The organism is Rhizobium leguminosarum, assembly GCF_002953715.1.
GTDB classification, from domain to species: domain Bacteria; phylum Pseudomonadota; class Alphaproteobacteria; order Rhizobiales; family Rhizobiaceae; genus Rhizobium; species Rhizobium leguminosarum_V.
Window position 1 is genome coordinate 2,027,846 of record NZ_CP025012.1, and the last position, 24,821, is coordinate 2,052,666.

Annotated in this window: 20 protein-coding genes and 1 pseudogene; 14 read left to right on the plus strand and 7 right to left on the minus strand. The window is 58.6% G+C overall.

Annotated features, from left to right (window positions below; genetic code table 11):
- Window positions 1-141 precede the first annotated feature (141 nt).
- On the minus strand, window positions 142-2,631 hold the full coding sequence (locus CUJ84_RS10340; RefSeq protein WP_105006118.1) for an ATP-binding protein: 2,490 nt from the start codon (window positions 2,629-2,631) through the stop codon (window positions 142-144).
- Between the two features lie 578 nt (window positions 2,632-3,209).
- Complete coding sequence (locus CUJ84_RS39255) at window positions 3,210-3,452, minus strand: DUF3422 family protein (RefSeq protein WP_348632677.1); 243 nt, start codon at window positions 3,450-3,452, stop codon at window positions 3,210-3,212.
- Between CUJ84_RS39255 and CUJ84_RS38705 the strand changes: the two are divergent.
- A pseudogene (locus CUJ84_RS38705) lies at window positions 3,399-3,546 on the plus strand (type 1 glutamine amidotransferase domain-containing protein); the annotation flags it as partial. The gene CUJ84_RS39255 and the pseudogene CUJ84_RS38705 sit on opposite strands and share 54 nt — an antisense overlap.
- A gap of 47 nt (window positions 3,547-3,593) precedes the next feature.
- Here CUJ84_RS38705 and CUJ84_RS10350 read toward each other — a convergent pair.
- On the minus strand, window positions 3,594-3,848 hold the full coding sequence (locus CUJ84_RS10350; RefSeq protein ID WP_432444903.1) for a nitronate monooxygenase: 255 nt from the start codon (window positions 3,846-3,848) through the stop codon (window positions 3,594-3,596).
- A 230-nt stretch (window positions 3,849-4,078) separates the two neighbouring features.
- On the opposite strand from CUJ84_RS10350, the gene CUJ84_RS10355 reads away from it, so the two are divergent.
- Genes CUJ84_RS10355 through CUJ84_RS10365 form a run of 3 tightly spaced genes read left to right on the plus strand, consistent with a single transcriptional unit; the run spans window position 4,079 to window position 6,319 of the window.
- A complete protein-coding gene (locus CUJ84_RS10355) occupies window positions 4,079-4,798 on the plus strand; it encodes an SDR family NAD(P)-dependent oxidoreductase (protein ID WP_105006120.1) in 720 nt (239 codons plus the stop codon).
- Window positions 4,792-5,295, plus strand: a complete 504-nt coding sequence (locus CUJ84_RS10360) for a RidA family protein (protein ID WP_105006121.1) — start codon at window positions 4,792-4,794, stop codon at window positions 5,293-5,295. The genes CUJ84_RS10355 and CUJ84_RS10360 overlap by 7 nt, the downstream gene beginning before the upstream one ends.
- 22 nt (window positions 5,296-5,317) lie before the next feature.
- Entirely contained in the window at window positions 5,318-6,319 is a 1,002-nt protein-coding gene (locus CUJ84_RS10365; RefSeq protein WP_105006122.1) for an enoyl-CoA hydratase/isomerase family protein, read from the plus strand.
- A gap of 120 nt (window positions 6,320-6,439) precedes the next feature.
- Here CUJ84_RS10365 and CUJ84_RS10370 read toward each other — a convergent pair whose 3' ends face one another.
- The gene (locus CUJ84_RS10370) at window positions 6,440-9,280 is read right to left on the minus strand and encodes an ATP-binding protein (RefSeq protein ID WP_105006123.1); all 2,841 of its coding nucleotides are present in this window, start codon (window positions 9,278-9,280) and stop codon (window positions 6,440-6,442) included.
- A gap of 259 nt (window positions 9,281-9,539) precedes the next feature.
- Here CUJ84_RS10370 and CUJ84_RS10375 point away from each other — a divergent pair, with 259 nt between their 5' ends.
- Window positions 9,540-10,193 (plus strand): response regulator transcription factor, encoded by a 654-nt coding sequence (locus tag CUJ84_RS10375; protein WP_105006124.1) that lies wholly within the window; start codon window positions 9,540-9,542, stop codon window positions 10,191-10,193.
- 20 nt (window positions 10,194-10,213) lie between these two features.
- On the opposite strand, the gene CUJ84_RS10380 is transcribed toward CUJ84_RS10375, so the two are convergent.
- Window positions 10,214-10,471, minus strand: coding sequence for an MEKHLA domain-containing protein (locus CUJ84_RS10380; protein ID WP_105006125.1), 258 nt, complete (start codon window positions 10,469-10,471; stop codon window positions 10,214-10,216).
- 456 nt (window positions 10,472-10,927) lie between these two features.
- Here CUJ84_RS10380 and CUJ84_RS10385 point away from each other — a divergent pair, with 456 nt between their 5' ends.
- From CUJ84_RS10385 to fumC, 3 genes are all read left to right on the plus strand, one after another.
- Window positions 10,928-11,854, plus strand: a complete 927-nt coding sequence (locus tag CUJ84_RS10385; protein WP_158686917.1) for a DUF4331 family protein — start codon at window positions 10,928-10,930, stop codon at window positions 11,852-11,854.
- Window positions 11,855-11,916: 62 nt separating this feature from the next.
- Window positions 11,917-12,513, plus strand: a complete 597-nt coding sequence (locus tag CUJ84_RS10390; RefSeq protein WP_105006127.1) for a HupE/UreJ family protein — start codon at window positions 11,917-11,919, stop codon at window positions 12,511-12,513.
- Window positions 12,514-12,590: 77 nt separating this feature from the next.
- Window positions 12,591-14,021 carry a class II fumarate hydratase gene (gene fumC / locus CUJ84_RS10395; RefSeq protein WP_404943439.1) on the plus strand — a complete coding sequence of 477 codons (1,431 nt, stop codon included), beginning with the start codon at window positions 12,591-12,593 and terminating at the stop codon, window positions 14,019-14,021.
- A 389-nt stretch (window positions 14,022-14,410) separates the two neighbouring features.
- Here the strand turns inward: fumC and CUJ84_RS37900 are convergent, their stop codons facing one another.
- The gene (locus CUJ84_RS37900; RefSeq protein WP_158686918.1) at window positions 14,411-14,686 is read right to left on the minus strand and encodes an aldehyde dehydrogenase family protein; all 276 of its coding nucleotides are present in this window, start codon (window positions 14,684-14,686) and stop codon (window positions 14,411-14,413) included.
- Window positions 14,687-15,069: 383 nt separating this feature from the next.
- Complete coding sequence (locus CUJ84_RS10400; protein WP_105006129.1) at window positions 15,070-15,636, minus strand: VOC family protein; 567 nt, start codon at window positions 15,634-15,636, stop codon at window positions 15,070-15,072.
- Window positions 15,637-16,637: 1,001 nt separating this feature from the next.
- Here CUJ84_RS10400 and CUJ84_RS10410 point away from each other — a divergent pair.
- The 6 genes from CUJ84_RS10410 to CUJ84_RS10435 are packed head-to-tail and all read left to right on the plus strand — an operon-like array spanning window position 16,638 to window position 24,703.
- The gene (locus CUJ84_RS10410) at window positions 16,638-18,269 is read left to right on the plus strand and encodes an NAD-dependent malic enzyme (RefSeq protein ID WP_105006131.1); all 1,632 of its coding nucleotides are present in this window, start codon (window positions 16,638-16,640) and stop codon (window positions 18,267-18,269) included.
- Window positions 18,270-18,283: 14 nt separating this feature from the next.
- Window positions 18,284-19,633: an NAD(P)/FAD-dependent oxidoreductase gene (locus tag CUJ84_RS10415; protein WP_105008148.1), complete on the plus strand. Its 1,350-nt coding sequence runs from the start codon at window positions 18,284-18,286 to the stop codon at window positions 19,631-19,633.
- Window positions 19,623-21,353 (plus strand): ubiquinone-dependent pyruvate dehydrogenase, encoded by a 1,731-nt coding sequence (poxB, locus tag CUJ84_RS10420; protein ID WP_105006132.1) that lies wholly within the window; start codon window positions 19,623-19,625, stop codon window positions 21,351-21,353. The genes CUJ84_RS10415 and poxB overlap by 11 nt, the downstream gene beginning before the upstream one ends.
- A gap of 10 nt (window positions 21,354-21,363) precedes the next feature.
- Window positions 21,364-22,773 carry a cytochrome ubiquinol oxidase subunit I gene (locus tag CUJ84_RS10425; RefSeq protein ID WP_105006133.1) on the plus strand — a complete coding sequence of 470 codons (1,410 nt, stop codon included), beginning with the start codon at window positions 21,364-21,366 and terminating at the stop codon, window positions 22,771-22,773.
- The gene (gene cydB, locus CUJ84_RS10430; RefSeq protein ID WP_348632678.1) at window positions 22,773-23,756 is read left to right on the plus strand and encodes a cytochrome d ubiquinol oxidase subunit II; all 984 of its coding nucleotides are present in this window, start codon (window positions 22,773-22,775) and stop codon (window positions 23,754-23,756) included. Before CUJ84_RS10425 ends, cydB begins: the two co-directional genes overlap by 1 nt.
- The gene (locus CUJ84_RS10435; RefSeq protein WP_105006135.1) at window positions 23,756-24,703 is read left to right on the plus strand and encodes an AEC family transporter; all 948 of its coding nucleotides are present in this window, start codon (window positions 23,756-23,758) and stop codon (window positions 24,701-24,703) included. The genes cydB and CUJ84_RS10435 overlap by 1 nt, the downstream gene beginning before the upstream one ends.
- The last annotated feature ends 118 nt before the right edge of the window (window positions 24,704-24,821 follow it).

The window sequence follows — 24,821 nt, forward strand, 5'->3', positions numbered from 1 at the left end:
CCGTAGGTGGCGATCATGATGTCCTCGAGGTCAACACCCGTCTCGCCCCCGTCGCTACGATGGTTTGGGCGTCGTCAGGTAACCCCGCGGTCCGCCAGCCGCCCCGTCGGTCGCAAGTCCACTCAAGACGTCGCTCGTCCGTCACCTCCGTCTTCGGTAGCGGGCTCCATCCTGACCCGCGTCGCGCGAGGCCTGTCGAGGCTGATGGCGTTCATCGCCTATGCGGCCCTTAATCGTCCGGCGAGCTTCCTGGAGAGAGATGAAAGTAGGACCGGAAGGGATCTCGAGCCGCGCGGCGTCGGTCTTTAGCAGGTACCTGATGAAGATGTCCCGTAGTTCGACGAACTTCTGGGCGTTCGGGTGGATCGTGAGCTTCTTTAGTTCGTCTCGTATGGGCTGATCGGCGAGGCCGGTTACCAAGGCGGTCTGCTCGAGGTAGACGCTCGATGTGAGAACCATTTCGAGGTGTGCCATGCCGCTTTCCTTGATCGCAACGCGGTCGGACAGCTCGACATCTTCCGCGTTGGGATCGAGCGTCTCGATCAGTCCGCGCTTGTAGAGCCTCCTGAGTGTCCGGAGCGTGATGTCCTCTGGAACGCCGCACTGATCGAAGTACGCGCAGAGGTCATCGGCGAGCCAATGCCGATCATCGGACTCTCCCGCCTTCGAGGCGTTCAGCTTCTGACGCAGCACCCAAAGGGAATAGAATGGCAGGAGCGGCGATCCGGGCTTGGTCTGCTCGGTCACGAACACATTGGTGACGAAGTCGTTCTCGATCTCGCTGAGGCGGTCGTACTCGCCTTTTATAAGGGCCCTGTGCGTCCTGAGACGATCCGCCGTCACGCTGGGACCGCCGAAGCTCGACCTGATGATGTCGTCGACCTTCAGCTCGGGGGACACGAAGATTCGCTCCGCCAGCTTCAGCATCCTTCGGATGTCGAAATTGCCGAGTCGACCGATCAAGCCTGTGACATAGTCGTTGTCGACGAAAACCTTTTCGACGGTGTCCGCCATAACTCGGATGTCATTGATCTGAACACGGAAACCGCGTCTCGAGAAATACGCTTCTGTGGCGGGCTTCTCACCCTCCAACTTCTTCTTGATGAACGTAACGCGCCGCGAAATGATCTGTTTGGCGTCCGGGACGGGCAGGTAAAAGCTGCGCGATGTGTAGCTCTGCAAGGCCCCCGCTTTCGAAAGGCGCCATACCGACCGATCAGTGATCGGGACGATGTTAAAAACCGGGGCTGCGCTCTCCAACGAGTGCGCCAACTGGTAAACCTTGTCCTGAATCTCGAGCGGGAATTGGTCGGTATTGTCGAACACCAGGCAAGGCAGAAGCCCGTGACCTTTCACGGCCCGATTAAGGAGAAGCCGGACATACTCGTCCGGCTGGGATTCCCGTCGGGTCTCGATGAGCCTGCCGAACTCAATCTTGAACGCGTTCTTGTCAGACTCGTACAGGTGCCTCAGCGGCCCCTTCGAGAGGCGCTGGTAGTCATTGAAGAAGATACCCTGGAGCTCTTCATAGTCGGGTGCGGCGCCGGTCGTGATCCCCATCTCCAGCGCATTCCGGAGCTGAAGGATGCACCAGTCGATGGCGTTGGCGGGGGAGCCGGTGCTTTCGGCGAGGTCCACGCGCGCGAGCAGGCATTTCTTCCGGAGAGGCGGAGGAAGAATATCTCCGAAGAAGCGATCAATGAAAGTGGACTTGCCGGACCCCTTGTTACCGATCAGCAGTACGGTCTCGGCACGCTGCGCGGCCATGGCCCTTTCGATCTGGTCTTGCAGCGCGCCGCCGCGATTTGTGGCGATCGCAGAGACGTTGTTGAGCACGTTCTGGATGATCTTTTCGAGTTCGAGATCGGCCTTATGGCTCTCGGCGGTCTCGACGAAGCAGTCCCGCAGCATCTCCTTGTCCTGGTCGTTCGATAGGCGGGAGAAAAACTGCGCGAATAGCTCCGCGGCGTCGCTTGCCATCGGGTCTCGGGCGCGCATCTTAGCCTCGTTCGGCGGGTACACCGTGTATTGCTGCTCGGCTTGCGAAACCGTGTACCCCTCGGCGTCGTTCAGGTGGGCGAGATGCCGTTTGTCCAAGACTGCTCGCGGCGAGATCAGTTCGGTGAACGGCACGAAATATTCCACGACTGACTTCCAAGAGGGAAACAAGATCCCCTTTCCCTTTAGAGGCGGACGTCCATCGGTGCGGGAGGCGCGGAAGAAGAGCCATGTCAGTCCATCCGTCAGGACCGCGGTAGGCACGCCCTGCTCGGTCGCATAGGCAAGAGCCTGCCGTATTCCGTCCTTCATGGGTTTGGCAACCGGGCCGTCGAGAGCGATCGTCATCTTGTCGTTCGACTTCGTCTCCGGCGCGAGCAGTCCCGCCTTCTTGGCCTCGATGACGAAGAGATTTCGGCCCGAACCGGTTCGCACCAGATAGTCGATGAAACCGCTACCTGTCGGAGGCTCGGTGAAGATGGCGTCGCGTTCCCAGCCAAGCACGTCGAGAAGGATTCGATCCAGCGCCTTGAAGCGTGTATCCGCTTCGTTCGGACCCGACCGTAGTGCTCCGACGATTTCCGCCTCGATCTTCTGAAGTCTTTCGAAAGCGTCGTCGGATACATTGGTCACGTGCGGTCCTCATCCCCAAATCATCCACAACTTAAAGAGTAGCTACGCCCAAGTGATTCTGTCGAGGGGCCAACCTGGTCTTGTGGACGAATGCGGGGCAACGACGTCCGGCTGCGCCTACCGCTGGGTATGTCAATCTAGCCCTTCCCTCGGTTGCCGCCATCTGGTTCGTCGTGCTTGGACTGATCGTCACAACGATAGGCGACTTGTCGGAGGTCGTCCATGAACCGGTGCGCGGCCGCCCGGTCGACTCGGGTTTCCGTCGTCGTCGACGAAGGCAAGATCGTCATCCGAAAAGCTTTCGGAGAGCATCCGGGCCCGAATAGAAATGGTTTCATGCGAACCGACGCGAGAGCTACAAGACCTCTATCTTCAGGCTGTGAAAGTCGGCACGAGGAGACGTCGAGCGCTTGTTCGTGTTCGAAGACAGTGCGTCGATTGCGACGCTCGCCAAGACGATAGAGAAAGACGAACATCAGCCCACAGCCTCGCCGTTAGTGCCGCGTCTTTGAAAGCGAGTAGTTCGTCGGGCCCGGATCACGGCATTTTGACCGCGCGGCTATGCGACATCGAACCTTTTAAGGGCGGGGCGCACATGGGCCCAGAAACACAAGAGCTCCCCGTAGGGAGCTAAGCGTCTCGTATCCCAAAACTGAAATCTCGTTCAGCGAGCGAATCCGGTCCAGGACGATCTCGTAATAGGCGGTCGTCGCACCGAAGCGGTAGAGACTCGCCGCCGCGTCTGCTTCAGTTCGGCCGCGAGTTCGCTGATTTCGTCGAGCAAGGAACTGCTCTGGCTGGAGGAGTTTGCCGCCCCTTATTACGCATTCAAGGACGTCGGCGCCCAGATCACGGTCGCGTCTCCGCGGGGGCGGGCAGCCGCCTATTGATCCCAAGAGTGATGAACCCTGCAATCATAACCCCTCGGCAAGATTTTGATGGTTCTGACCTCGCGTGACCGCCTAGGAGACACCGGCAGGAAACCCGGCTTCGCTCATTCGCCTTCCTTTACATGTTTGGCCAGTTTCTGTTCGAGCGGCTCGAGGAGGTGACATGTGTGAGAAGAAATTGACGTTGACCATTGCGTTCGTCACCGCCCGGATCGCGCCCAACGCCTCACGAAGCTGATCGACGCTCAACTGCGCGGCCGGAAGAGAACCCAATCCCCCTGCCTTGCAGACGGCGATCACCATGTCGACCGCCGTCGCGCCGGTCATGGGAGCCTGCACTAAGGTGTTGCCTCGGCCGAATGCCTGACATGCCACCATACGAACGTATCGGCGACACCTTGGTACAATAGCTGACGCAGCCCTTTTGCCGGATGCTCTCGGCAGATTTTGGCGTCGAACCCGAGCCAAACACAAAACGGAATCATTCCGTCGGATATTCGCGCTCTCCTGACCAGGAGAGTCGACGACAAGCCGTTTCGCAAACCCGGAGGCAGGACATGAGCAAGACCGTCGTGATCACAGGAGCATCGCAGGGCATTGGCGCAGGATTGGTGAAAACCTTCATGGAGCGTCGCTACAACGTCGTCGCGACTTCGAGACGGATCAGCGAAACCGCTGGGTTCGACCGTTCGGGCGGGCTACAACTCATCGACGGAGACGTCGCGGATCCGGAAACAGCCGAGCGCGTGTCTCGAGTGGCGATAGAGCAGTTCGGCTCTATCGACGCACTTGTCAACAATGCCGGGATCTTTCTGACAAAGCCCTTCCTGGAGTTCACGCTCGACGACTTCCGTCAGCTTACGTCGACGAACGTCGAAGGATTCATCCACTTCACCAAACACGCGGTTCGCCAGATGCTCCGACAGAAGTCTGGGGGTAGCATTGTCAGCGTGACGACGTCGCTGACGGACCATCCCATCGCCGGCGTGAACGCCTCGGTGGCGATGATCACCAAAGGCGGGATCGACGCGGCGACGCGAAACCTCGCCATGGAGTTTGCCACGGAGAACATCCGCGTGAATTGCGTCGCACCAGGAATCGTCGATACTCCGATGCACGCGAAGGATTCCAAGGACTTCCTTAAATCCCTGTCGCCCATGGGCACGATTTCACCTGTCCAGGCGATCGTCGACGCCGTCGTCTTCCTAACGGAAGCGGCTCATGTCACCGGGGAGGTGCTGCACGTCGATAACGGCGCACATCTGGGCAAATGGTGAGCGCCGCGGCCGCTCGGAGTAGCGATCCAGAACTCCGCCTGAAAGAACTGAGCATCGAGCTCCCCCCAGCTCCGACGCCGTTCGGCGCCTATGTCGAAGCCGTCCAGTGCGGTTCATTGCTGTTCGTGAGCGGCATGCTTCCCGTGATCGGGCACGATGCGAAATACCTCGGGCGGGTGGGAAGCGAGCTGTCGGTTGCCGAAGGCTACGATGCCGCGCGAACGGCCTGCCTCAGCGGGCTTGCTGCGGCCAGGGCACATCTCGGCACGCTCAACTCCGTTCGCTCGATCGCCAAACTCGGCGTCTACATCGCGTCAAATGCGGACTTCCGAGAGCATCCCAAAGTCGCGGACGGCGCCTCCGAGCTCCTTCTCCAGGTTTTCGGGGCCGACAAGGTCCCTCCCCGCATCGTTCTGGGTGTCGCCAGCATACCGCTGGGGATGCCGATCGAAGTCGAACTCGTATTCGAGCTCGAAGCCACGCGAGAGTCTCGCTAACCCCCTACACATAGAGGCAATCATGAAAATTCAGTCAGATCGAAATCCCGAGTTCGCCTCGACCTCCGTGGCCGGAGCATCGAAATTCCTGACCGCGGCCGCCGTGCTCATGCTCCCCGCGCTGGCGCTCTCCGGACAGCCGGCGGCTCTTGCCAAGGCGGACCGGCCGGACAAGACGAGCCCGCAGGAGACCGCGGCTCAAACGGAGGTCCGAATCGACAAGCGCACGACCGCATACTGGCGCGTGACGTTCGACAATCCACCGTTCAACATTTTCGGTCCGGAGACGATCCCGCAATTCGAGAAGGTGGTTTCGGAGATCGAGAACGACCCGAACCTCAAGGTCGTAGTCTTTGATAGCGCCGTGCCTGGGTTCTTTCTGACCCATTACAACTTCACGCCGCCCCTCGCAGAGTCGACCGGTCTGCCTTCCGGACCAACCGGTCTGCATCCCCTTCCCGACATGCTCGTGCGCATCAGCAAGTCGCCGGTCGTTTCCATCAGTCTCATCCGCGGCCGTGCGACGGGCGTCGGCAGCGAGCTGGCGCTAGCAAGCGACATGCGCTTCGCAAGCCGCGAAAAGGCGATTCTCTCCCAATGGGAAGTCGGCGCGGGGCTGGTTCCAGGCGGCGGACCGATGGCGAGGCTCCCCAGACTGATGGGTCGCGGACGAGCGCTTGAAGTGCTGCTGGGATCCGATGATGTGAACGGCGATCTCGCCGAGAAGTACGGCTACGTCAATCGCTCGCTTCCGGACAGCGAACTGGACGGCTTCGTCGACGCCCTTGCCACGCGCATTTCGGGATTCGACCGCCAGGCCATCGCGGACACGAAGCGGCTTGTCGATTTCGCGAGCCTTCCCTCCGATCCCGAAATCGGCGCCGGGTGGGATGCCTTCATCACGTCTGTTCTGCGTCCGTCGACGCAGGTGAAAATCGGAAAGCTCATGAAAATGGGCCTGCAGACCAATCCTGACGTCGAAGCCCGTCTTGGTCACTACACGCAGACCTTGGCCGACAAGTAGGCCGAACCTGTGCTCGCGGGAAGATCCGGCAGGTCGAACGCGGGTACCTTCGAATTCCAAATCGCTGCGTGGTCCGCATCATCTCCGACGGGCAACAGGTATCACTTGGTCGTAGAAGGCCTACCTGTATCGATCGAGCAGCTCCTTCGCGCGCAATAATTTTGGGTATGCGTGTCCTTCAGTGAAACGTTCGAATACGGGTAAGACGAATTTGCGGGCGTTGTCCGCGTCTTCGCCGTCATCTTTGAGAGACTCGACGAGATTGATCCCAGCGGCGAGCTGCCAGTAAATGGCGTCTTGTCGGGACGCTTGCTGCATAGCTTGCCGGAATAGGTTTCCGACAAGTGAGGGTGGGCTTAAGCCTTGATCCCTGAGGATCTCCCCCTTTTTTCGCAGTATTTCCGGAATCATCCAGCGGTAGCCGTTCTCCTCCGAGAAGCTGAATGCATTCCCAATCTCATTCAGACCTTCGTTGAAACGGCCCATGGTCCGCATTGCGGATGCAAGTTCGCAAAGGAAAAACGGATAGAAGAGGAGATACGCCGCATCATGCATCTCGCGCAGACCGGATCGGAGGGCTTCTACCCCTTCGGCCGGTTCGCGTGATCTGGCCGCCACGCTTCCTCTGACGCACTGCCCGACGGCATGAAAAGGGCGCAAACCGTGCTGGTATGAATGTTCGCGCAGTTCTTCGCCCCACTCCTTTGCTCGGTGCAAGTCATCGATGCTCAATGATACGAATCCGGCGGCCCATGCGAGCGCGACACACAGCACGAAAGGCTGCCGCGTTTGCCGCGCTTCCTTGATTGAGTCCTCCGCCAACCTGACCGCGGAGTCCAATCGACCTTGCGAAATCAAGTTGACGGTATTGTGAGACATGGACGACGTCCGCATGTCCGCACCCAGTCGCAGCATATCTATCCGGCGAGTTTGAAAGGGTGAATGTTTTGCCGCCCAATCGAGCCGCTCTGAAGCCTCTCGGTGCTGGCCCAGATAGGTCTGGGGAATTCCCACCAACCATGCCGCCGTCGCACGCGCGTGCTCGTCCTTTTCCTTGACGACTTCCTCATACTCGCGAGCGAAGGTCAGCGCATCGTCAAGCGCCATGGAGCGCGCGGAAAACAGCCATAATGCGCAGGTGACGCGCTCGATATAGTCGAAGTCATTGAATGTCTTTGCGAGCGCCAAGGCACCGATGAGAACCTCCTTGCCACGATGGCTCATGCCATGGGTGTAAATCAGCGCGAATCCCAGGGCGCACCGCAGCACCATCTCCGTACGGGTTCCGCTTTCGTCTCCGATAGAGTTGAGCGCACGCTTAGCCCAATCGCCTGCTTCCGATACGATGGATATCGCAGTCCAGAAATCGCTGGTACTCGCAGCAAGTTTCGCTCCGAGAACTCCGTCACCTTCCTGGGAGAGAGCCCAGCCCAGGGCGGCGCGAAGGTTGTCGATTTCACGCCGATAGGGGGCGATGTTCTCGATCGCGCCCTGAAGACGGTGTTTCTCTGAGAACGGGTGAAAGAACTTGAGGAAGAACTTGACAAACCTACGCATTGCACGTCGGAAGTCGTCGCGGGCTCCAAGCTTTTCCAACGCATACACTCGCACGGTTTCAAGAAGGCGCCAGCGAGGAGCAGCTTCGGATCCTTCGAAGGTTACCAGCGACTTTGAGACGAGATTGGAAATTCCTAGGGCAGCTTCCGCCTCAGGCTCACTGCTGACTGCCGTTGCTGCCTCCAGGGTGAAGCCGGCGGGGAAAATTGCCAGGTTGCAGAGGAGCTCGCGCTCGTTTTGAGGCAGCAGTTGATAGCTCCAATCCAGAGCCGCACGCAGCGTCTGGTGGCGGGGCAGCGCCGTTCGGCGGCCCCCCGTCAAGAGCACGAAGCGATCATCCAATCGGCCGGCGATCTGCTGTATTCCCAAGGTCGCAGCGCGGGCGGCAGCAAACTCGATAGCTAGCGGAATCCCATCGAGACGGCGACAAATTCCCGCAATGGCCGACAGTTTTTCTGCGTCCGGCGTAAAGTCCCACTGCAAGGCTCGGGTACGCGCCACAAAAAGTTGAATGGCACTGTGTTCGACAATGTCGACACTGGCTTCCCCGACTGGCACCTCCAGCGGAGGGACCCGGTAGGCGTACTCCCCTTCGATCCGAAGAAGCTCTCGGCTAGTCGCGACCACCGTCACGTTTTGGCAAGTACGGACGATTGCCTCCACAACCGCCGCAGCCGCATCGATCAGATGTTCGCAGTTATCGATGACCAGCAACATCTTTCTGCCGCCGATGGCCCGTGCGACCAGATCCGCGGAAATCTCCTCACTTTGAAGGTGGAGATCGAGCCTCTGAGCGACAGTAGTGCACACAAGCGCTGGATCCGAGACTCCCACAAGTTCGACAAAGAACGCGTCACCGTCATAGGAAGGAAGCAGATGACGGGCGATCTCGGACGCCAGCACGGTCTTGCCGATCCCTCCTGGCCCGGTCAACGTCACAACCCTGTACGCCGATGTCAGCGTTAGAACCTGCGCAATTGCCGCTTCGCGCCCGATAAGGTCGGACGCCGATGCGGGAATGTTCGTGAGGTAGGGACGGTCGGCAGACCGCAAACGCACAGGAGGCGTCGAAGCTTCTGCAGCGCGGTGGCTCGACCAGTCGCCAAGTAGTCGGTATCCGCGACCCGGAATAGTTTTCAGTAAGTTGCGGTCCTTGCCTAGCGCCTTCCGAATGGCTGATATGTGGACCTGAATCGTGTTTTCCTCGACCACGATGCCCGGCCAGACACGTTTCATCAGGTCGTCCCTGGACACGATGTCGCCGGCAGAAACGACCAGCGTTTCCAAAATGTCGAAGGCGCGGCTGCCGATTGGAACTGGCGTTCCTAGCGCTCGTAACTCTCGCGTCGCGAGGTCCAACTCCCAGCCACAGAACTCGAAAAGACTTTTCTCGATTTGTCCCAAGCGATCTAATCCGTTTCGCGATGTCCCTAGTAATTGGGGCCAAAGAACTCCAAGACTGCAAGCGAAAATGATGACAGTCGATGTCAGCTCGGCAGCATTTCTTCAGATCTTTTCAGATTCTTTCAAGCCACTTAAGTCGATTTGAAGACCACGATTCGCTAGACATGCACCATCAGCATATCGCGGCCTTAGTCGCCGTACGCGCATTCTATTTCTGGCAACGTTTAGATTTCCCGCTGAAAGAACGATGGAGAATAGCATGTACAATCCCGATTTGATTCATGGAGCTCCGCGTACCGTTAAGGCCGATCAACAGGAAGCCCCCGTCGTCTTCGTGGTCAGCGATGACAATGCGATCAATCAGCTTTTGGGCAGCAGAGCCTCTTCTCAAGGATGGCAGACGACCATCTACGGTTCGGCCACCGAGTTTTTCGCGTCCGAGAGCATTACGAATTGCGGCTGCGTCGTTCTCGACGCTGGGCTGCCAGACCTGACCGGATCCGCGCTGACACGCCTCATTTGCCTTAGCGCAGCCCGTATGCCCGTAATTCTTCTTACCGCGCCTGGCGATCCAGCCATGACGATCGAAGCGACCAAGTTTCATTTTACCTTCACACCGAAACCGTCGGACGTCACGGGGCTTGTCGATCAAATCAGCTTCGCCATCGGAACGTCGATCAAGACCAGCGGCCTCGAAAGCCGATACCGGACGCTTTCGCTTCGTGAGCGTCAGGTCATGGGCTTCGTCGTCGAGGGACTGCTGAACAAGCAGGTCGCCTACAGATTGAACATCAGCGAGATTACGGTGAAGGCCCATCGTGGAAAGGTAATGCGAAAAATGAGCGCTCGCACGCTCCCCGAACTGGTCAATATGGCTGCGAAGATTGAACTTGATCTGCAACCTGTCCACTAGCTGCGGGCCAATCTCGGTGTTTAATCGCTTTCCGTCCACTTCGCGAACCGAGTAGCCTGGCCTCGATAGTTGCGGTGTTCGTCGACTAGCCGCCAGACGAGGCCGTCCTTCATCCAGAACCCTGTACCGGACTTTCTAACGCGAAGCCCTCGGTAGTTCGCGATGTAACCATTGGAAGCAACGGCGTCGAGCAATCGCTGCTGTTCTGACCGCTCTGAAGCCTCGGCCGACAGACGAGACGGTAACGTTGTGAACTCGTTCCAAGGGTATTCGAACAGCTTTTGGGCCGTTCGGTTAGCCCCTTCGTGGACGCCGCATTCACTCTTTCGTGTGCCTCGGCGGTCGGCACCGTTACGAGAACTGCGCCGATCATGAGAAGCGTTTTATGCATCGAGCGCCCTCTGTTTCCTGAACGCGCCAGGACGGTACCGGGTCGTTAGACCCTGCGTAATTGTACTTGTTGGTCATTGATTAAGCTTCGATTTGAACCATCGCAGTGCGTGGGTTGGCCGCGATCGACACCATCGTATTGGAAATACCAAAGTCCAATATTTGTGGCGCCAGGCGACGGTTAAGCTACGACCAGTTGAAGCCGATCGCGATACACACGCCTCATCGTAGCCAGTTGTTGCGTAAGCTAGGGCCATGTAGCACGATCAATAGCCGAGGACGTTGGGACGATGTCACACCATTATTCAGGCCCGGACTTCGGATTTCCGAGGGGCGACCCACGATTGGATCTCACTGACATCTATGCCTTCCCCTCGCCTGTCCGCGAGGATACTTCGGTTTTTGTGTTGAACGTGCACCCTTCGGTCACTCTGACCAGCCTAGAGGCCACGACCATGGAACCCTTCGCGCCCAATGGGCTATACGAAATCAAAATCGACATAGACGGCGATGCCATAGCCGATATCGCCTATCGGGTGCGGGTGACGCCGCTGCCTGGAGGGGCGCAGACCGCGACGGTGCGCCGAGTTACGGGACCCCTTGCTGCCGGCACCGACGATGGTGGAGAAATCATCTTCGTAGGCGTACCTGTTTCGACAGGTCGTGATGCAGGGGTTGCAGAATCCGACGGTTATCGCTTCTTTGCAGGATGGCGTAGCGAGCCGTTTTTCTTCGACACCCTTGGTGCCGTGAACGGTCTGCGGTTCACGGGGGATGACTTCTTTGTGGACAAGAACGTATGCAGCATCGTTTTGGAAGTGCCGAACTCCGCACTGGGTTTCCAACCCATTCATCTGTGGGGTCGCACACTGGAGAATAAGAACGAGCGCTGGTTGCAGGTCGAGCGCGGCGCGCGGCCCCAGCAGGCAGTCTTCCTTCCCGGTGAGCAGAAAGAGGCTTACCTTGCGAGCGAGCCCGCAGAGGATAGCAGGTTCGTTTCGACGTTTGCGCACGCGCTGGAGCACACTGGCGGATACCGTCCTGATGAAGCAGAGCGCGTGGCAAGGACTTTGCTCCCGGACATCATGTTCTACGATCCTACACGGCCAGCTTCGTTTCCTGAAAATGGACGATCGCTCACCGATGATGCAGCGGACGCATTCATGGCCATTCTCACGAACGGCAAGCTCACGGGGGACGGGGTCGGGCCCCATGCCGACCTGCTGAGAGAGTTTCCCTATCTCGGGCCGCCGCACGGCGCCCAAGTCTAAGAGGACTGGATCGCAACGTCCTCTTCTCGAACTTGTATCGAACACTACTAAGGAGCATCAATATGCGGTTGTTTGTGATTGTCGCAGCTCTCCTTCTGATCCCGGTGACGGCGGCTTCGGCACATATGGCGCTGGCTTCGGCTTCGCCTTTCGAAGCGGGGATCGCGCACCCCCTGTCCGGCCTCGATCACGTGGCAGCCATGGTAGCGGTCGGAATCTTGGCCGGAGTCAAGGGCGGTCGTGCGCTTTGGCTATGGCCGCTGACATTTGTCGGACTGGCGGTATTAGGTGGAATGCTTGGGTTTGCGCATGTCTGGCTGCCCTTCGTCGAGCTTGGCATTCTCGTGTCCGCTGTCATGCTGAGCCTCATGGTCACCCTCGCCATAGCTCCCAAGTTATGGACCGGCGCTGCGTTGGTCGGCGGCTTTGCTCTTCTCCATGGTCATGCCCACGGAAACGAGGTTGCTCACTCCGTCTATGGGCTGGAATTCGCGGTCGGATTCTCGGTCGCTACTCTGGCGCTGCATGTAGTTGGCATCGGTCTCGCCCTCGCGTGGAAGCGTGTGGTTTCGACACGCGTCCGCCGCCAAGGCATTCCCCTAGGGCGCCGCCGTCAATGGCCGTTGGATTGTGTCGCAATCAACCTGCGCACGCCTTGATAGGCGACAGCAATGCGTCGCCGGTCACCGCGTACAAACGGAGAATCGCTATGGAATCGACGTTAGAGACACCCAAGATGGCCCGCCTCCCGATTGGAATCGACGCGACCGAAAAGCGGAGCGAGTTTGACTCAATGGGGCGTATCGACGTTCCTGGTGACCGTTACTGGGGAGCTCAGACGGAACGCTCGCTTCACCATTTCGACATCGGCGATGATCGCATGCCGAAGGCTATTTATCATGCATACGGCTATGTGAAGAAAGCGTGCGCGCTCGTAAACGCCGCTGGCGGAAGGTTGCCTGGCTGGAAACGAGACGCGATCGTTCAGGCAGCGGAAGAGGCAATTGCGGGGAAGCTTGACGACCACTTCCCGCTTTTTGTTTGGCAGACGGGATCCGGCACGCAATCGAACATGAATGTCAACGAAGTTCTATCGAACCGAGCGATTCAACTTCTCGGAGGCACACTTGGCTCGCAGAGTCCGATAGGACCCAACGATGACGTCAACATGGGCCAGTCGTCCAACGATACGTTTCCGACAGCGATGCACATAGCTTCAATCCATGCGATCGACCGTTCACTCCTGCCGCAGGTTGAAAAGCTTGCCGAGATCATCGAACGGAAGGCAGACAAATGGATGGATGTCGTGAAGGTGGGCCGCACCCATCTTGAAGACGCCGTTCCTCTGACTGTCGGCCAGGAATGGTATGGTTGGGCCGGCCAAATTCGAGCAGCCATCGCTGAAATCAAAGCCGGTCGAGAAGGCCTTTATGAACTGGCGATAGGCGGTACGGCCGTTGGCACCGGGCTCAACGCACCGAAAGGCTTTTCTCAGGACGTCGCCACCAAGATAGCCGAGTTGACCGGAAAGCCATTTAGAACTGCGCCGAACAAGTTCGCGGCACAAGGTTCGCTCGATGCCATGGTGCGGGCTCACGCCTCGCTGAGAGGGTTGGCCGTTTCCCTGATGAAGGTCGCAAACGATATGCGGTGGTTGGCGTCGGGACCGCGCTGCGGCTTGTCGGAGCTTGTTCTCCCGTCAAACGAACCGGGCTCGTCGATAATGCCCGGAAAGGTGAACCCGACGCAGTGCGAGGCCATGGTGATGATCTCGATCCAGGTGCTGGGCAACGATACAGCGGTCGCCATTGCGGGAAGCCAAGGCAACTTCGAGCTCAATGCCATGCGCCCGATCATTATCAAAAACTTCCTACATTCGGCGCGAATTCTTGCCGATGGCTGCCAGAAGTTTCGCGAATTCTCGGTCGAAGGGACGGAGTTAAACACTGCGAAGATCACCTCCTACGTCGATGGAAGCGTGATGCTTGTCACAGCGCTATCGCCTGTGATCGGTTACCAGAACGCAGCGCATATTGCCGAGCGGGCGATATCTGAAGGAACGACCCTCCGAGAAGCGGCGCTGTCCTCGGGCAAGGTCGATGCCGCGCTGTTCGATAAGATGATTAGACCCTTGGAGATGGTCGGCACCGGCTTGGCTGGAGCGTAACTCGGGGGATGCGGTCCTAAGCCAGCTAAACGTAGTCTCGGATCGTCACCCCGCTCCAAAGGACTGGGTTCAGTGGTGGAGCCGTCCCGGCACTGAAGGCTTGCGCCGGGGTCTTAAACCAACCTCGCCGTATTGATTAAGGACGCCAAAGGCCAAATCCTTCCAGCCAGCGAAATTGTGGTAGCTGACTGGCACTCGCATCGGAACCGTTGACGCCGACCATTCCACCGCGACTTCGCCGACAAAGCGCTGGGCCGCATCGCCATTGCGCGTGAAGATCGAAACCGGGTTGCCCTGGTGATGGTCGCTCGGGTAGTACAGCGCCTCCTCGAAGGTCTCCGCGCGGACGATCTACAGGACGGGACCGAAAATCTCTTGCTGGTAGCTTTTCATCGACGCTGTCGTTTAATCGACAGGGTCGGCCAAAGGAAAAAGCCCTTCTCGCAATCGGTTAAGCCTATGCTCCGACCATCGATGACGACATCAGCTCCCTCGTCGATTGCCATCTGGATATAGCTCTCGACCTTGCGCTTGTGTTCGCCGGTGACGACCGGACCCATTTGCGCGCCAATATCAGAGGCGGTTCCAACTCGGAGCAGGGGATCTCCAGCAGCAGGCATTCGCGTAGCGCATCGGCCGACCCCCGCGAGCACCGGCATCGCCATGCAGTGGCCGGCGGCCAAAGAACCCCGCAAGGGCGTACGCAACCACCTGATCAAGATCGGCGTCGGGCAAGACCACCGCCGACGTTGTCGCGTCACCCAGGTCAAGATGGGCTTGCACTTGCCCGGTGTTCGGATCGTAGACCGGCCTGGTAACGGCACCGGCGCGCGAGGTGCGCTGGCCGTTGAAGTGGTGCCTGCTCGTGCGCAGGGGTCTCCTTATGCCAGTACGCTCCAAACGTGAAGAACTGAGTCCTTCGACTTACTCTGCTGAAAGAAAAACGCAGATCGAGGCCGCTGCTCGAATCCAGTACGCGTACCGAACGCCGTCCTTTCTCCTCAGACCGGCTGTCGACGGCAAAAACGTCTCGGAACTTCGAGGAGACCTAAACTCGGACGCTCGCTGAGCTTCGGTGCCACACCGCCTCGCTGAGCTGGGGCGTGAACTGGTCATCGCCAAGGAGACCGGGCAAGCGGGTTGTAATTTCCTGGATGGTCCATTCGTTACCGTCTGGATCGGAAAACGAAATGTAGGACGCGTAGCTTTTCCGCTGCGGATTCACGCCCGGAGCAATCCCACGTCCATCCGCGTGATGAAATATGCCGCCAATGTCATGGAACGGTTCGCCAACCTCGATACCACGCCTGATCAGATCCCTTCGAGTGGCCTCCACATCTTGAACGACAAGGTGCAGCCCCCGTGAAGACCCGGCTTCCGCCTTGCTGATGTTCTTCCCGAACATGACTGAGCACTCTGAACCTGGCGGGGTGAACTGGATGACGCGGTAGTCGTCGCCTTGGAAGTCTATGTCCAAACGCCAGCCTAGTTGCGAGTAGAACGACTTTGTACGGTCGATGTCCGAGACGGCAATGACAGCCAGTTCGAGCGCCATCGAAACACCTGGAGCGGCGGGAAGAACTTTTTCGCCGACAGATAGCGTTTCACTGTCCATGACAAACCTCCGAATATGGCGTCGGCAAGAGCGATGGTTGCGACTACTCCCGCTGAGCATAGGGGTATGTCGGGCTGGTGCCATTGCACTTAGGTATCGAGCATCGCTGCGAACGGCGAACGCTGGCGAAGTGCAGCGTCTTGCGTCAATGACATCGGGCCTCATGGAGCGATATGGAGCGCTTCGAGGTTGACGGGGCAAACGCCGCTGGGTCCTTCCTCGGATCTTACAACCTGCCTGAAAGAGACGTCGATGACGTATGGGACCCGATCGCACTACACACGGCGCCCGGCATCCCTAAGCACAAGCGCTCTACGGTCGGCCTCGTGACAGCCGGCGTCGAGATTGACGTTCTGGGGGTCGGTTTCGACGAGTTCACTTCGAAACAGCGGCAGGAGGTCTGCACCTGTCATCCGCGCGGATTGAAGTTCAAGCAAGGAATCCTTTAGTCGTTCTGCATGGGGACGATCCGAAAGCCGGAAACGACATTTGGAAAGGCGAAGGCTGACGTGCTCTCCAAGATGGATCCGACCTACAAACGGATCGATTTCGCAGCATCTATCCTGTCGTCCAGATGGACCAGTTAAGGTTCGCGCCTCCAAAATCTACGAGCCGCGGGCTCAAGCGTTTGGCCCCACTCCGGACATTGGGCACCGGCTCGAAGCAAAACGCAGCCGGAGTGGTGCTTGAGGATGGTGTCGTGGCCAACGTTCTGAAGTCACGATCCCGCAAATCGATACCTTTGTACGTGTTGTCGATATCTGATCCGAGGCCTAACCTTCTCACGGGTTCTACTCGCAACCGTGTCCAACGCGGCGCTTCAAGAATTCGTACTTGATGAGCCGGATGAGCTTAACGTCACGTGAGACGGTCTGTGAGCTTTTATTCGTAGTACAGGTAAACGTGTCCTGATCCAAAATCCTGGTTCAGGGGTGACGCTGCGAGGCGTCAATCATCGCCGGTCTTTAACCGTATTTCACCGTGAACCAAGGAGCTTGACCATGGCTGTAGAAGCTATGTCCAAGGGCTATGCGCTGCTGCGCAACCCCCATTCAAACAAAGGCACCGCCTTCACGGATGAGGAGCGCGACGAATACGGCCTCGAAGGCCTGCTCCCTCCGACGCCCACGTCACTCGAAAGTCAGGTCGCCCGAATTCACACCCAACTCGCGGCCCTTGAGAACGACCTGCAAAAGTACCTTCTGCTCTCGGACCTGCAGGTTCGAAACGAAACGCTCTACTACGCAGTGCTGATGTCAGATCCAGCGGGCTTCATGCCGCTTGTATACACGCCTACTGTTGGCGAGGCCTGTCAGAAATTTGATCACATCTTTCATTCCGCGCGTGGCGTGTACGTTCCGATTACCTTAAAGGGCCGCGTCAAAGAATTGCTCTCGAATTGGCCCCAGAAGGACGTCCGCTTTATAGTGGTGACCGACGGTGAGCGGATCCTCGGGCTCGGCGACTTGGGCGTGGGGGGGATGGGCATTCCTATCGGCAAGTTGTCGCTCTATACCGCTTGCGCCGGCGTGCCTCCGGAGCTTTGCCTTCCCGTGACACTCGATGTAGGGACCAATAACGCCTCGCTTCTCGAGGACCCGCTTTATCTCGGGCTGCGCCACGACAGGGTGCGTGGGGACGAGTATCACGCGTTCATCGATGAATTCGTCCAAGCCGTAGTAGAACTCTTCCCAAGATGCTGCATCCAATGGGAGGACTTCGCAAACTTCAACGCCATCCCAATCCTCTCAAGATATCGCAACAAGGTTTGCACCTACAACGACGACATCCAGGGTACGGCATCGGTCGCCCTTGCGGGCATATATGCTGCCCTCCGGATCACCGGTGGAAAGTTGACCGACCAGAAGTTTCTTTTCCTTGGCGCAGGATCGGCGGCGACCGGCATCGCGGAGTTGATTTCTCAAGGGATGGCGATGCAGGGGCTGTCTCTGGAAGCCGCTCGGAAACGCATCTCCCTATTCGACGTCGAGGGGCTTCTGGTCTCCTCGCGCGAGGTGAAGGAATTCCAGAAGCCGTTCGTCGTTGACCACGAGCCCGTGTCGGACTTCGTCGAAGCCATTAAGGTACTGAAGCCAACAGGGATAATCGGCGTCAGCACCGTGCCGAAGCTCTTCAATCAGAACGTCATCGAGACGTTGGCTTCGATCAATGAGCGGCCAATAATCTTTCCGTATTCCAATCCGACGTCACGCTCTGAGTGCACCGCCGAGGAGGCCTACACCTGGTCCAAAGGTCGGGCCGTCTTCGCGAGCGGGAGCCCCTTCCCGCCACTGCTGGTCGAGGGACGCCGTTTCGTGCCGGGTCAGGGGAACAACGTCTATATCTTCCCAGCGATGGGGATGGCCGTCTATGCGACAGAGGCCAAGCGGGTCACCGACGAGATGTTCATTATCGCGGCAAAAGCAGTGGCGGAACAGGTCGGTCAGGACAGTTTGGACGTCGGGTTGATCTATCCTCCACAGAGCAAGATCCTCGAGGCTTCTCTACATGTCGCGGCGAAGATCGCAGAGTATATTTTCGACAAAGACCTCGCGGGCGTCGGGCGGCCCGCGGACATCGGCAAGCTGATTACCGGCAAGGTGTACAAGCCGGTTTATCGACCCTTGAATTGAACGAGGGCTCGATCATGGGCATCCAATGCACTCCCGTACCATCCCGTCCTCGCGTCGTAGTCGTCGGCGCCGGCTTTGGCGGGCTCTCTGCGGCGAAGAACCTGAGATCGGCACCCGTTGACATTACTTTGCTGGACAGACGGAACTTTCATCTTTTCCAACCCCTGCTCTATCAGGTCGCGACTGCCTCGCTTTCGCCGGGGCAGATATCCTGGCCGGTTCGAAGCGTATTTGCAGGGCAGAAGAACGCACGCGTGTTGATGATGGAGGTCAACGCAGTCGATGTCGACGCCCGGACAGTCACGGACGGGAAGACCATCGTACCATACGACTATCTCGTGCTCGCGACGGGCGCTACGCATGCCTACTTCGGCCACGAGGCTTGGGAGCCGTTCGCGCCGGGGCTGAAGACGATCGAAGACGCGAGATCGCTTCGTGAAAAGCTTCTCTATGCATACGAGACCGCGGAGAGAACGTCCGATCCAGATGAGAAGCGTCGGTGCCTTACGACGGTCATCGTGGGCGGTGGCGCAACCGGCGTCGAAATGGCTGGAGCCGTCGCGGAACTAGCACACAGGACCCTGCTCGGAGAATTCAGAAGCATCGACCCGCAGTCGATGAGGATCGTGCTTGTCGAGGCGAGCCAGAGGCTGCTGCCGGCCTTTCCATCGGGACTTTCACAGAAATGCCTGGCATCGTTGAGGGCGATGGGCGTCGAAGTCCGTCTGAAGTCACTCGTTACCGAGTGCACTGGAAAAGGCGTTTCTGTGGGCGACGCCTGGATAGATGCGGCAACGGTGATCTGGGCGGCTGGCGTGCAGGCCTCAGACGCAGCAAAGTGGCTGAACGTCGAACGCGACCGATCCCATCGTGTCGTAGTCGAAAGCGACCTCACCTTGCAAAGCAGGCCCGACGTCTTTGTAATTGGGGACACCTGCCTCGCAAGGCTCGACGGCAAGCCGGTTCCCGGAACCGCACCCGCTGCCAAACAGATGGGCACGTATGTAGCCAGGGTCATCAAGGCGCGCGTCGCCAACACCTCCCCGCCGCCGCCCTTCACCTATCGTCATCAAGGGGATCTGGCCGTAATTGGCCGAGGTTCGGCGGTGGTCCGCGTAGGAAAAGTGTCGATGTCCGGATTTGCCGGATGGCTCTTCTGGTGTCTCGTGCACGTGATGTTCCTCATCGGCTTTCGGAGCAAGAGCTCGGTCGCGTTCGACTGGTTTTGGAGCCTCGTCACACGCCAGCGCAGCGCCCGCCTGATATCAGACGGAGACGCCAATCCTATCAGCAGCTCGACATCATCGAATGTCCAACCATGGACTCGAAAAAACAGCAAGCAAGGAGGCGACCATGCCGCATAGGGCAGCAGACATCATCACTGAAGTCCTGCATTCCATCGGCGTCCGCCGAATTTACGGCGTTGTCGGCGACAGTCTCAACGGAATGACGGAGTCCATGCGGAACCGTGGCGACATCGATTGGGTCCACGTCCGACACGAGGAGGCCGCTGCGTTCGCGGCTGGCGCGGAGGCCCATCTCACGGGCCAACTCGCTGTCTGCGCAGGAAGCTGTGGCCCCGGCAATCTCCACCTGATAAACGGGTTGTTCGACGCGCATCGATCCCGCGTCCCGGTCCTCGCCATCGCGGCGCAGATACCGTCTACGGAGATAGGTCGCGGGTATTTTCAGGAAACTCACCCCGACCAGCTTTTCAGCGAGTGCAGTCACTACTGCGAGCTCGTATCGAATCCGCAGCAGCTTCCTGGAATACTCGAAACCGCCATCAGGACAGCTATCGGGAGACGAGGCGTTGCCGTCGTCGTGATTCCGGGAGACATCGCGCTTGCCAATTACGAAGCCCCGATCTCACAGCCGGAAGCCCTCAATATTCCCGAGCCGGTAGTCGTCCCGGCAGATCAAGACCTCGATAAACTCGCGGCCCTTCTTGCTAAGAGCGACCGGACAACCATCCTATGCGGACGGGGATGCAAAGGCGCCCACGCAGAAGTGCTCGCCCTCGCGGAGCGTCTGAAGGCGCCGATCGTCCACGCGCTCGGTGGCAAGGAATACATCGAGTACGACAATCCATACGACGTGGGCATGACAGGCTTCATCGGCTTCTCTTCGGGTTACACCGCGATGCTTGCCTGCGACACGCTACTGATGCTGGGCACAGACTTCCCTTATCGCCAGTTCTATCCAACCGACGCCAAGATCGCCCAGATCGACCTACGTCCTGAAAATCTTGGGCGCCGGGCGCCTCTCGAAATAGGTTTGGTGGGAGACGTCAAAGCGAGCGTCGCAGGGCTACTTCCCAAGCTTGAACGAAAAGCGGATATGGCGCACCTCTCCGACAGCCTGAAGAACTATGAGAAAGCTCGGAAGGGGCTGGATGACCTCGCGTCGGGTAAGCCCGGTCGCAAGCCTATCCATCCTCAATACCTTGCTAAGCTCGTTAGCGATCTCGCATCAGAAGACGCCGTCTTCACATTCGACGTAGGCACACCGACGGTTTGGGCGGCACGGTATCTGAAAATGAACGGTCGCCGGCGCATGATCGGGTCGCTCGTCCATGGGTCGATGGCCAACGCCCTTCCCCAGGCGATCGGCGCTCAAGCCGCCTATCCCCGCAGGCAAGTCGTCAGTCTTTCTGGAGACGGCGGGTTTGCGATGATGATGGGCGACCTCTTAACCCTCTCGCAGCAAAAGCTTCCGGTTAAGATCGTTGTCTTCAATAATTCCGTGCTTGGATTCGTCGCACTCGAAATGAAGGCTGCCGGTTTTCTCGAGGCGGGCGTCGACCTCGCAAACCCGAATTTTGCTGCCGTGGCGAACGCTGCCGGCATCCACGCCATCCGTGTGGAGGATCCGGGCGAACTCGAAGGCGCACTCGAAGACATCCTCGCCCATGACGGCCCCGCCCTGCTCGACGTGGTCACGAACACCGAGGAGCTCTCGATGCCTCCAAAGATAGAGGCCACGCAGGTGAAGGGCTTCGGTGTCTGGGCTTTGAAGGCGGTTTTGAACGGTAGGGGCGATCAGCTCGTCGATCTTACCGTATCCAACTTCTTGCGACGCTAAGGAGGCCGGCATGGAGATCACAGCCCTGCTTCTTTCGCGAGTTCAGTTCGCCGGGACGATTTCGTTCCACATTATCTTTCCCGCCTTCACGGTCGGGTTGGCGGCGTACCTCTGCTTTCTCGAAGGAATGTCTCTAAAGACCGGCATGTCGGTCTATCGGCGCCTGTTCGAATTCTGGCTTCGCGTCTTCGCGATCGCGTTCGGTCTGGGTGTCGTTACTGGCATCGTGATGGCCTTCCAGTTCGGGACAAACTGGAGCGAACTGTCGCGAAGGACAGGATCAATCCAGGGTCCGCTTCTGGGATATGAAAGCTTCACCGCTTTCGCGCTCGAGGCGTCGTTCTTCGGCGTGCTGATGTTCGGCAGAAATAGGGTTCGTCCTGGCTTTTACTTCTTAGCCTGCTTTATGGTTGCCTTCGGGACGACGATGTCTTCCTTCTGGATCATGGTCAACAATAGCTGGATGCAATGGCCGGTCGGCTTCGTTGTCCGTGAAGATGGCGTCTACGAGCCGACTGACTGGATCGCCATCATCTTCAGTCCGGTAGCGTGGGTCCGTTTCCCTCATATGCTTCTCGCCGCCTATCTGACGTCGGCTTTCTGCGTCGCCGCGACCGGCGCTTGGCATCTTCTCCGCGGAAGATTCAAGTCCGAAGCAGGTGTGATGCTCCGTACAGGGCTCGGGTTGGCAGCCATTCTTGTACCCATCCAGATCGGCTTCGGACACCTGACTGGCGACTACGTTCACGACAAGCAGCCGGCCAAGTTCGCGGCGATCGAGGGACGTTGGAATGACGAGCAGCCGGCCACCGAAGTCCTGATCGCCTGGCCGGACGAAGAGACGGAGCAGAACTACTTTCAGGTCGGCGTCCCCTACCTTGGAAGCCTCATTGGCTCGATGAGTTTCACATCAAAGGAAGTTGGGCTCAGGAGCTTCCCAGTCGAGGACCGGCCTCGCGTACTCATTCCCTTCTTTGCCTTCCGTATCATGGTCGGTTGCGGGCTGCTCATGCTGTTTCTTGCCTGGGTCGGGACGGCCTGTTCATGGGCGGGCAGGATCGAGCAGCAACGCTGGTTGCTCTGGGGAACTTTCTGCAGTTTCCCCGTGGGTTTCATTGCCACGCTGACCGGGTGGTTTGTCGCCGAGGTCGGAAGACAGCCATGGACGGTGTATGGCGTCCTCCGGACGGCGGAGGCGGCGACGCCATTTCTCGCAAAGTCGCAGGTTGCTTTCAGCCTTGCGCTGTTCGGCGTGGTTTACTCGATCCTCTTCGTCTTTGGCTCGATTTACATCTACGTCCTTCTCAAACGTGGACCCATCCAAGGGCTCAGACCAAACGACGTCGTCGGTAACCCCAAGCGGCCGCTCTCCGAATCTCATGATGCGGCGATGGCAGCAACACAGGAGCGATTTCCGTGATGGAGTTCTGGGTGGCGGCCCTCGCCCTGACGATCTTTCTCTACGTGACGCTGGATGGCTTCGACCTGGGCGTTGGCATGCTGTTCGCCTTCGACAGGAACGACAGCAGCCGCAGCCACATGATGTCGGCGATCGCGCCGGTGTGGGATGGCAATGAAACCTGGCTCGTGCTGACCGCAACCATTCTGTTCGGCGCGTTTCCCCTCATCTATTCGATCCTTCTTTCGGCCTTTTATCTTCCCCTCATCGTCATGCTCGTCGCCTTGATCTTCCGAGGGGTCGCTTTCGAATTTCGAACGAGAAGCGGATCGCTGCGGGGGATCTGGGATTTCGCGTTCGCGGGGGGCTCGTTCCTTGCAACCTTCATTCAGGGAGCGACGATCGGAGCGCTCGTGGAGGGTCTGAAGGTCGTTGGACACCAATACGCAGGTGGGCCGTTTTCTTGGCTTTCCCCGTTTGCGATCCTTTGCGGGGTGGGCCTATGCATCGGGTACATGCTCCTGGGAGCGAGTTGGCTGACTTACAAGACAGAAGAAGGCGTTCAGGCCCTCGCGTTTCGAATGCTGCCAAAGCTGCTCACTGGCGTGCTCATATTTCTGGCCGCCGCTGTCGCAGGCGCGATAATCATCGATCTCGATCTCATGAGCCGCTGGGCGGAACGGCCTGTGATCTTTATCTTCCCGGTAATTGGAGCTCTAGCATGCGTAGCGCTCGCCGTTGCGATCAAATGGCGGATTGAATTACTGCCCTTTCTCTCCTCGGTTGCCATATTCGGCGCTGCGTTTGGAACGCTCGGCATCTCGTTCTATCCCTACGTCATCCCGCCATCCGTAACCATTGTCGAGGCAGCCGCGCCTGCATCCACCCTCGCCTTTATGTTCTGGGGCGCCGGCGTGTTCGTACTGCCGATCACCATCGTCTACACCCTCCTCGTGTACTTCATATTCAAGGGCAAAGTGACGCCCGAACAGGAGCACTACTGATGCAGAACATACTCGTGACGACGACTCACGCCCTGGCTCCCATCTGCTTCTGCATCGCCCTCGGTTGGATGGCTGGCAAGCTTGAGATGATGCCTGTCGAATACGGTCGCGCGCTGGCTCGCTTCGTCGTTCTATTCGCGCTTCCGATTGCATTGTTTCTGGCCGCGGCTAAGGCCAATCCGGCCGACATCTTCAATGTCAGAATTCTGCTTTCCTTGCTCGTAGGGTTCGGTCTGACTTTCCTCGTCGGTTGGTTCGGAGGGCATCTGCTTTTCAAGCATGGCGAGGCCGACAGCGCGCTGCAAGCTCTGGCTTGTTCGTTCCCCAACATCGCATATTGTGGTCCTCCGGTGCTGGTGGCGTCGGTCGGATCGTCCGCGCTCCTCATGGTCGTATCGGGGAATCTTATCGTCACCTTGATCGTGGTTCCGATCGCGCTCGTCGTGCTGGCGCGAAGCGCTACCGACGACCAGCACAAGATCGGCATAGCCCAAGCGCTCTGGAACGCAGTGAAGCAGCCATTGATTTTCTTGCCGATTGCGGGCGCCTGTGTCGCCGCGATTGGCGTCAAGGTCCCCGAACTGGCTGCGACGGCCGCCAACGAGATTGGTGTAGCCGCGGGCGGCGCTGCCCTGTTTGCGCTGGGACTGACCCTGTCGGGCATCCAGTTCCACCTCAACAGGGAGGTGACGTTCAACGTGCTGGTCAAGAACGTTCTGCAGCCGGTCGTTATCTTCGGCGCGGCTTACCTTGTGGGACTGCGAGGGCCATTGCTCGCGCAGACCTTTCTGCTTGGCGTGCTTCCAACCGCGACCGAGGTCTCGGCGATCGCCGTTTCAAGGAACGTCTACCGGGATAGCGCGGCCGGCAGCACGCTGGCAAGCGTCCTCGCGAGCATATTCACCATAGCGGCTGGCGTATCGGTTGCCGTCCTCTTGGATGAGTAACCTCGGGGATCCCAAGCTCCTGCAAGGTCGCGTTGCGAGCGAATGGCCGATTGAACTGACCCTGCAGGATGTATCGTCCCACCTGAACGCCCCGTATTTATGCTGAGACGCAACGGTC